General features: G+C 71.0%; 1 protein-coding gene. It reads left to right on the top strand.

Translation table 11 applies throughout. The features are described from left to right. Positions 1-12: 12 nt before the first annotated feature. On the top strand, positions 13-255 hold a 243-nt coding region (locus tag FS641_RS18625; protein WP_186317844.1), incomplete at its 3' end, for a hypothetical protein.

The following is a 255-nucleotide window of genomic DNA, read 5'->3' as shown; positions in this document are numbered from 1 at the left end:
GTGGGGTGGGGGGTGGTGGAGAGGGTGGAGGGGGAGGTCGTGGAGGGGAAGAGGTTCGGGAGGGGGTTGGGGTGGAGAGGGGTGGAGAGGGGGGTGGAGGGGGACGGGAGGACGGTGCTGTTGGTGAGGGAGGAGGTGGGGGAGAGGGAGGTTGAGGGTGGGGAGGTTGGAGAGTTGGGGTTGGGGGAGGGAGGGGTGGGGGTGGATGGAGGAGGTGGGGGGGAGGTGGGGGTGGGAGGTGTAGTGGGGGGTGGG

The sequence above is a fragment of the Curtobacterium sp. 9128 genome, assembly GCF_007673775.1.
Taxonomy (GTDB): Bacteria; Actinomycetota; Actinomycetes; order Actinomycetales; family Microbacteriaceae; genus Curtobacterium.
Note: the sequence above shows the minus strand (reverse complement) of the source record. Positions and strands in the feature narration are given on the sequence as shown.